Origin of the sequence: Enterococcus ureilyticus, from assembly GCF_001730315.1 — a bacterium.
Classification (GTDB): domain Bacteria; phylum Bacillota; class Bacilli; order Lactobacillales; family Enterococcaceae; genus Enterococcus_L; species Enterococcus_L ureilyticus.
Genome location: NZ_MIKC01000009.1, coordinates 66,731 through 75,058, shown reverse-complemented (window position 1 = coordinate 75,058; position 8,328 = coordinate 66,731). Strand labels below are relative to the sequence as shown.

Here is an 8,328-nt window from a genome sequence, read left to right as displayed (position 1 = left end):
TTATCAGTTAGTTGTTCCTTTTTTGTGTTTAAATGCTTAAAAAAGTGCTGGTAGAAAATCTTTTTTGATTTCCACCAACACAATATATTATAGAGCCGTTATAATCACACAATCAAGAACCTCATCTTCTAACGAATCAGAAGATGAGGTTTTTTTTCTGTTTCTTATGACTCTAAAGACAGCACAAGTTGCTCTAGTTCATTTAGTCTTGCTTCAAAAATAGTCATCGCATCTTCGATATATTGTGGCTTGGTCATATCTACTCCTGCTTTTTTCATGACTGCTATCGGATAATCACTACTACCTGATTTTAAATAGGCCAAATAATTTTGCAATGCTAAAGGTTCATTCGCTAATATTTTATTTGCTAATGCGGATGCTGCTGAAAATCCTGTAGCATACTGATAAACATAATAATTGTAATAAAAATGAGGGATTCGGGACCATTCTAATGAGATTTCCGGGTCTTTTTTCACTTGCGGACCATAGTATTTCTGATTTAGTTCTCCATAATACTCACTTAAATATTCACTCGTTAAAGGAATTCCTTTAGCATCCTCAGTATGAATAAAATGTTCAAATTCGGCAAATTGAGTTTGACGGAAAATCGTTCCTTTAAAACCGTCTAAATAATGATTCAATACATATGCTCTGATTCGCGGGTCTGTTTCCGTTTCTAGTAAATATTCTGTTAAAAGATTTTCGTTCGTTGTTGAAGCTATTTCAGCTAAGAAAATTGAGTAGTCTCCATAGACATACGGTTGATTACTTCTAGTGAAATAACTGTGAACACTATGTCCCATTTCGTGAACTAATGTGTAGAGTTGATCTAAGCTATCATGCCAGTTCATCAAAATATACGGCACTGTATCATAGGCTCCAGATGAATAGGCGCCACTGCGTTTGCCTTGATTTTCAACTACATCGATCCAACGATCTGTAAACGCCGTTTGAACTATATTTAAATATTCTTCTCCCATTGGCTTCAATGCTTCAATAGCTTTCTCTTTTGCCTCTTCATAGGAATACTTGATTGAGGCTTCTCCTAAAATCGGTGTGTACATGTCATACATATGAAGTTCATCTAGTTTTAACAAACGTTTCCTTAGAGACACATAGCGATGAAGCAACGGTAAGTTTTGATTGACTACATCCAATAAAGTATCATAAACACTTTCTGGGATATGGTTATTGCTCAAAGCGGCTTCTCGTGCCGAAGAGTATTTACGAATCTTGGCTTTATAATTGTGTGCTTTGACGTGCGAACTCAAGGTTTGAGCAAATGTATTTTTGAATTGTTCGTATACCGTGTATAACCCTTTAAATGCTTCTTCACGAACACTTCGATGCGTATTTTCCATTAATTGTCCGTAAACACCATGAGTCAACTGAATCTTTTCTCCCTGCTCATTTTCAATCACCGGAAATTTCAAATCTGCATTATTCAAAATTGAAAAGGTATTACTAGATGCTTCAAAGATTTCACCTGCGCCAGCCAACAAAGCTTCTTGATCAGCAGATAATATATGCGGCCTGTCGCTCAAAATATTTTCTATAAAATGGCGGTAGATTTCAAGCTGGCTGTTTTCGTTAAAGTACCCCCATATTTTATCGTCACTTAACGATAGTACTTCAGGTTCAAACCATGCTACCGCTTCACTTGTTTGAGCTAATAGAGAGCTTGCTCGTGCATACAAAGCTTGATAAGCCGTATTCGTCGTATCTTGATCATTTTTTAAATGAGCATATACATAAATCACTTCAATTTTACGATAGATATTTAATAACATTTCAATACTATTTAAAAATGTATCACTATCTTTGTCTAATCTACCTTTGAAGTGCTCAACTTCTTTTAATTCATCAACTAACACTTGATACGCTTCATCAAACGCTTCATCATTTTCAAAAATTTTTGTTAAGTCCCATGTCTTTTCAATAGGTAAGCTGGAACGTTCTGGTAGTTGTTTTGCTTCACTCATTACATCTGCCCCTTTTCAAATTATTCTTATATAGATTTATCTTATCACATTTCTAATTGGAGTAGCAGTGATTATACGTTTATTTTTAATTATTTGCAGCCATGCTTTAATACTTATTGGGCTTTGATCCGAATTTCCAGCCCTCACTTCCCAACCATTTTGTACTTTGGTTAAATGCCCACACGAAATCAAATAGATAAATAGTTGATTCAAACAAATAGCTTGAATTGATTTCATCGGTACATTAGGTAACTCATAAAACAGTTCAGATGATTCTTCCAATTCTTTTGCCAAAACATTTATTAAAGCTACATGTCCAATAACATTCTGATCAAAAAACTGTACCCATTTCCAGATTTTAACTTTTAAAAGTATGTCTGATCCTCTGCAACAAAATATACGGAGACCTGGATAATAAAACCAATTAGGTAGTTGAAGTAGATGAAAATGATTGTTATATAATGCAGCCTGGACTACTCTGATCCTTTCATCACGTACTAATAATCCTTTGTTCAACTCAAAATAATAGTTCTGTATTAATTCTCCAATTTTAATTTCTCTTTGAATATAAACTTTAGATTCCTTTGGAAAATCGAAAATTTGCTTTAATGAATGACGATAAAATGACCATGTCTTTTTTGAAGAATAAAGTCTTTTTTTCCAATCCTCTTCTATATGAAAATGTAATGACAATTCTTCTTGCTCCCAGTCTACTGCCCATAAATAAAATCCAATTTTATCAGAATAGTAACATAAATTTTTAGCTAGTTCGCTTAATACTTGGTGATTTGAAAATATTTTTTTTCCGCAAATCCAAATAGGGATATAGCCGTTCTTTTGATAGTTTTTAGTTCGTTCTACCAATCTTTGAATACTCAACGGACTGCACTGAATTTCCAAAGCAATATTTCCTATTAAAAGGTCTGGACGTTGATTTAAGTCTGGTAAATATTTTTCTAATTCATAACAGATAGACTGCCTCTCACACCATTTAGTAAACATTTTTTTTAAAGTTAAATGCTCAAGGGTCTCTCCTTCAGAATGAATAGTACAAGCACTGTGACTATAATGAGAAAAATGTGGTAATTTAACTTTGCCATTTTTTATTCGAACCGGATGCTTACAGGCAGGGCAAAAATACGGCTGATCTCGCAACTGTTCTACTTCTGCTCTAGATAAATGTAATAAGGTTACAATTTTATCGTCTTTTGAATATGCATTCAACATCTTAATCACCTCATAATTAAGATACGCATAAAATTAAAAAAATCATCAAAAAAACTGAGCTAAAACGATCATCGCTCTAGCTCAGTTTTCCAACTATTCAAAGTAATATCTTGTTAATTCTAATGCGTTACGTTCCATAATACAGGTCCCATATTCATTCAATGTTTCAGGTGTCACAGCAGATAAATTAGCATATTCCAATAATTGAGCCATTTCATTTTCTACATTGTTTTTCCCTAATTCATCCAACAAGAAAATAGTTTGGAGATAATATGTTCCTTTAAATGTATATAAATTCGCTATTACAGATTGTAGGAATACTTCATTTGCCAGTTGAACCATCGTGTCAAAATCGTTAAGCTCAAAGACTAAATTTTTTACTGTGTTATCAGAAAATTCCTGTGTTTCATCAGCAAAATCCTCTTCAATTTGTTTACGAATTATATTACTTACTTCTTCTGAATTTAAATCGTTGAAGCCTTCAAAATTAGACACTTCATCGATTGATGCATTCTTACTAATAAATAGTTCTAACCCATCGCTTTTTGGCAGAACCTGAAAGGTAACAGCTTCACTGCCTTGAAATTCATCTTCCACATCAACTTCTTCTAAAATACTATAGAAAAAATTTTCTACTTCTTTATGGTTGCCTAGCAAATCTAAAAATGTGATTCCTCTATCAGCTAAATCTTCATTGCCAATCAACACACGTATGGTATTTTCATTGATATGTTCCATTTCCATGTCGCTACACCTCACTTTTGCTAATCAGGAAACTTATTCTTACGTACATTGTAGCGGAATCACGCCAAATGTAAAGGGAAAAGTCACAATCTTCCTAAATAATCTGTTGTCTTAGGATATTCCTTAAATTTCGATTCTTATACATATATGTTCTTTTTTTATAATATCCTATAAAAAAAGCAATAACTTACTATGTAGGGATTAATAGAAAAAGAAAACCTCTGTCACAAGGACAAAGATTCTCCTCTTACCTTTTATAAACCTGCCATCAATTGCGCTTGACGTAATTCCAACTGCCGAACTCCTCTTGGCAAGAAGCGTCGAATTTCATCCTCATTAAAACCAACTTGTAATCTTTTTTCATCAATCATTATTGGTCGACGCAACAATCCCGGATTCTCTTTAACTAACTCTAACAAGTCCTGCAACGGAAGTTCATCCAAATCCATATTAAGTTTTTGGAAAACCTTAGAACGAGTGGAAATAATTTCCTCTGTTCCATCTTCTGTCATTCGCAAAATTGCTTTCAATTCAGAAATATTCAATGGTTCTGAAAAAATATTTCTTTCCTTGAATGGAATCTCGTGTTCTTGCAACCATGCACGAGCCTTACGGCAAGACGTACAACTTGGGGAAGTATAAAGTGTCAACATGTGCACCACTCCTTTTTGTGACTTGGGTCACTTTTTTGAAACAGGAAATCTAACTGTTTTCCTATTTAATTTAAGTATACCCAACTTCTAATAAAAATACTAGTTCTTTTTCCAAAAAATTATATAGTTTTTCGTTATTTTACGTGTTTTTTTTTAAAAATAAAATAAAACTTGTCTTTTTACAACATAAAATTATAACGTTTTCAAAACGAATAAAACTGATACAGCTTCCATAAAATTCTACAACTGTATTAGTCTAAAAATTCTGACATTTTATTTTTTTTTAGTAATCCTGTTTTTTTTTACTTTTAGCTGTATAATGATAGCAATGAGTTTTTTATTAATTGATTAAGGTGGTTACTTTATGGAAACTATATTTTCTGGCATTCAACCCAGTGGGACACCAACGATTGGAAATTATATTGGTGCGATGAAACAATTTATTGATTTACAAAATCATTATAACTGTTATTTTTGTATTGTAGATGAACACGCTATAACAGTCCCTCAAGATCCATTGAAGTTACGGCAACAGACACGCAGTTTAGCTGCCTTATACCTAGCTGTTGGACTAGACCCTGAAAAAGCGACGATCTTCATCCAATCAGAGGTTTCCGCACATGCTGAAGCGGCTTGGATCATTCAATGCAACACAACAATTGGTGAATTAGAACGGATGACTCAATTCAAAGATAAATCACAAAAAAATGGACGGACAGGAGTTAGTGCTGGGCTTTTAACGTATCCACCTTTAATGGTTGGTGATATTGTTTTATATAATGCAAACCTTGTGCCTGTTGGCGATGACCAAAAACAACACTTAGAATTGACTAGGGATTTTGTTGAACGCTTCAATAAACGCTATGGTCAAGCGAATCAAGAAATTCTGGTCCTTCCAGAAGTAAAAATCGCCAAACAAGGCGGACGTGTGATGAGCTTACAAGATCCAACTAAAAAAATGAGTAAATCTGATTCAAATACTAAAGGCTTTATCTCTATGCTAGATGAACCTGCTGTTATACGTAAAAAGATTAAATCAGCTGTCACAGATTCAACAGGTATTATTGAGTACGATCCTGAGAATAAGTCTGGTATTTCAAATCTACTAAGTATATTTTCTTCCGCTACGGATCGTCCAGTCGAGGAAATCGCTCAAGCCTATGAAGGAAAAGGCTATGGAGAATTTAAGACTGACCTGGGGGAAGCTGTTGTGGCACTATTGGCCCCAATCCAAGAGCGTTATCATGAACTATTAGCTTCTGATGAGCTAGATAACATCCTTGATCAAGGAGCTGAACAAGCACGCCTAGTAGCAAATAAAACCTTACAACGCATGAAAAATGCGATCGGTTTAGGAAGAAAACCGCGCAAAAGAAACTAATAAAAAAACCAAGCTGAACAAATCAGCTTGGCTTTTTTACTCTCTAAACTGAGCATCATGCAAACGACGATAGTGTCCACCTTTTGCAAGTAATTCTGCATGCGTCCCTTCTTCTAATATTCCTTTATCACTAACAACAATGATCCGCGTTGCATGTTTAATTGTTGCCAAACGATGAGCGATAATCAGCGTTGTTCGACCTTTTGCTAAAGAATTTAAAGATTCTTGGATCACTTGTTCTGTCTCCGTATCCAATGCAGAAGTCGCTTCATCAAGGATTAGAATCGGTGGATTTTTTAGGAACATTCGAGCAATTGCCACTCGTTGTTTTTGCCCACCTGAAAGTTTCACACCTCGTTCACCAATTATCGTATCTAAACCTTCAGACATTTGATCGACTACTTTTTCCAAATGAGCCAACTGAACAGCTTTTTGAATTTCCGCTTCTGTTGCATCTAATTTACCATAAGCAATATTTTCTCGAATTGTTCCCGGAAATAAGAACACGTCCTGTTGAACGATACCAATTTGACTTCTTAGAGAAGCCAGTGTCATTTCTTGAATATTGATCCCGTCAATGGTAATTTTGCCTTCGGTTACTTCATAAAATCTTGGCAACAAGTTACATAATGTCGTTTTACCTGAACCACTTTGACCGACAAAGGCAACTGTTTCACCTGGTACAATAGATAAATCAATATGATTTAATACTTTTGTAGAATCCGCATAAGAAAATGAAACATCATCATAGACAATATCCCCATGTAAATGTTCAACAGCTACAGCATCGGGCTTATCTTGAATGGTTGGTTTTTTATCGATTTCTTCTGTAAACCGCTTAAATCCTGCAATTCCTTTCGGATAACTTTCGATCATGTTGTTGACTTTTTCAATTGGACGGACAAAAACATTCGATAATAAAATAAAGCCAACGAATTGCCCATCTGTAATCTCACCTCTAATTGTATAATACGCTCCGAAAATCAACGCAAATAGATTGATCAATCGAATCAAAAAGTAATTATACGCTGAGCTGATGCCCATTACTTTATAAAACAAAATCTTTGATTGACGATACGCTTGATTCAATCCTTCAAAACGTTGACGCTCAAAAGGTTCATTAGCAAACGATTGCGTCACCCGGATACCACTAACAGATGCTTCAACACCTGCATTAAAGTCACCCAAATTATCATAAATTTTTGTATTGACCTTGGTCATCTTTTTATTGAAGAAAACTAGTGCAATCGTAATAAATGGCAACACAATAAAAGTAGCTAGCGCTAACTGCACATGGATTCTTAGCATCAAATAAAATGAACCAATTATTGTCATTACTGTGATAAACACATCTTCTGGTCCATGATGAGCTACTTCAGAGATTTCAAATAAATCAGTTGTCAAACGACTCATCAATTTCCCTGTTTTTTGATTATCATAATATTCAAATGGCTGCGTTTGTAAGTGTCCATATAATTCACGACGCATATCCGTTTCAATATTTACCCCTAACTTATGACCAAAAAATACAACGATATACTGTAAAATTGTATTGAGTATATAAAATAATAGCAAACCTGCACAGGCTAACCCGATCAAACGAAAATTTCCTTTAGGCATGATTTTATCAATCACTTGATTCACAACAACTGGAAAGGCTAATTCCAACAAGCCAGCGAGAACTGCACAACCAAAATCTAAAATAAATAGGTACTTATACGGCCGATAGTAACTAAAAAATCGCTTTAACATAAACTCCCTCTTTCTTTGGACACTGTTACCATTATACGCAAAGTAAGGGAAGGATGCAAAATTGAAAACTGGTAAAAAATCGATAAAACAAGAAGCTATCACATTAGATTTCCACCGTTCATGTCTTAAAAAAATAGACACTAACTAAAATTTTATGTAAAAAACTATTCAAACAGCATGACAGAAATCTTAAAATACTTCCTATAAAGTTGCTTTTGGTGGTCAATAAGAACATCCGGTAATGATAGTTTTTTATAATAAGTGAATTTTATCTTGTATGTGGCGTTATCAGATTATTATTTTTAAGATGTTACGAAGCTTTGTCTATTGTATATGTATTATCGATTATTTTTCGAAATAATTTTTGATATTGTGGAGACCTAAAAAGAAGTAAATATTTAATTTAATTAAAAATCAATCAAATTTCAAACTTTGTTCAAGACATTCAATTCAGTTTTTTATACATTTTGAAAGTTCTAAATGCTGTTATATCAATCACTTGAAAAGATTAAAGCAATTTGTTAAATTATACATATACATGTACATCATAAAAAACACCGATGAGTTGCTTATGTCTTGGGGAAGATAG

6 protein-coding genes are annotated in these 8,328 nt (G+C 33.9%); 1 reads left to right on the top strand and 5 read right to left on the bottom strand.

Annotation, left to right across the window (positions count from 1 at the left end; all coding sequences use genetic code 11):
* Positions 1-164: 164 nt before the first annotated feature.
* From pepF to spxA, 4 genes are all read right to left on the bottom strand, one after another.
* Positions 165-1,982, bottom strand: coding sequence for an oligoendopeptidase F (gene pepF, locus BCR24_RS05950; RefSeq protein WP_069639656.1), 1,818 nt, complete (start codon positions 1,980-1,982; stop codon positions 165-167).
* Positions 1,983-2,018: 36 nt separating this feature from the next.
* Positions 2,019-3,209: a competence protein CoiA gene (locus tag BCR24_RS05945; RefSeq protein WP_069639655.1), complete on the bottom strand. Its 1,191-nt coding sequence runs from the start codon at positions 3,207-3,209 to the stop codon at positions 2,019-2,021.
* 93 nt (positions 3,210-3,302) lie between these two features.
* On the bottom strand, positions 3,303-3,953 hold the full coding sequence (locus BCR24_RS05940) for an adaptor protein MecA (RefSeq protein ID WP_069639654.1): 651 nt from the start codon (positions 3,951-3,953) through the stop codon (positions 3,303-3,305).
* 254 nt (positions 3,954-4,207) lie between these two features.
* Entirely contained in the window at positions 4,208-4,606 is a 399-nt protein-coding gene (gene spxA, locus BCR24_RS05935; RefSeq protein WP_010760718.1) for a transcriptional regulator SpxA, read from the bottom strand.
* Positions 4,607-4,970: 364 nt separating this feature from the next.
* Here spxA and trpS point away from each other — a divergent pair, with 364 nt between their 5' ends.
* A complete protein-coding gene (trpS, locus tag BCR24_RS05930) occupies positions 4,971-5,987 on the top strand; it encodes a tryptophan--tRNA ligase (RefSeq protein WP_069639653.1) in 1,017 nt (338 codons plus the stop codon).
* 36 nt (positions 5,988-6,023) lie between these two features.
* On the opposite strand, the gene BCR24_RS05925 is transcribed toward trpS, so the two are convergent.
* On the bottom strand, positions 6,024-7,739 hold the full coding sequence (locus BCR24_RS05925) for an ABC transporter ATP-binding protein (RefSeq protein WP_069639652.1): 1,716 nt from the start codon (positions 7,737-7,739) through the stop codon (positions 6,024-6,026).
* Positions 7,740-8,328 lie beyond the last annotated feature (589 nt).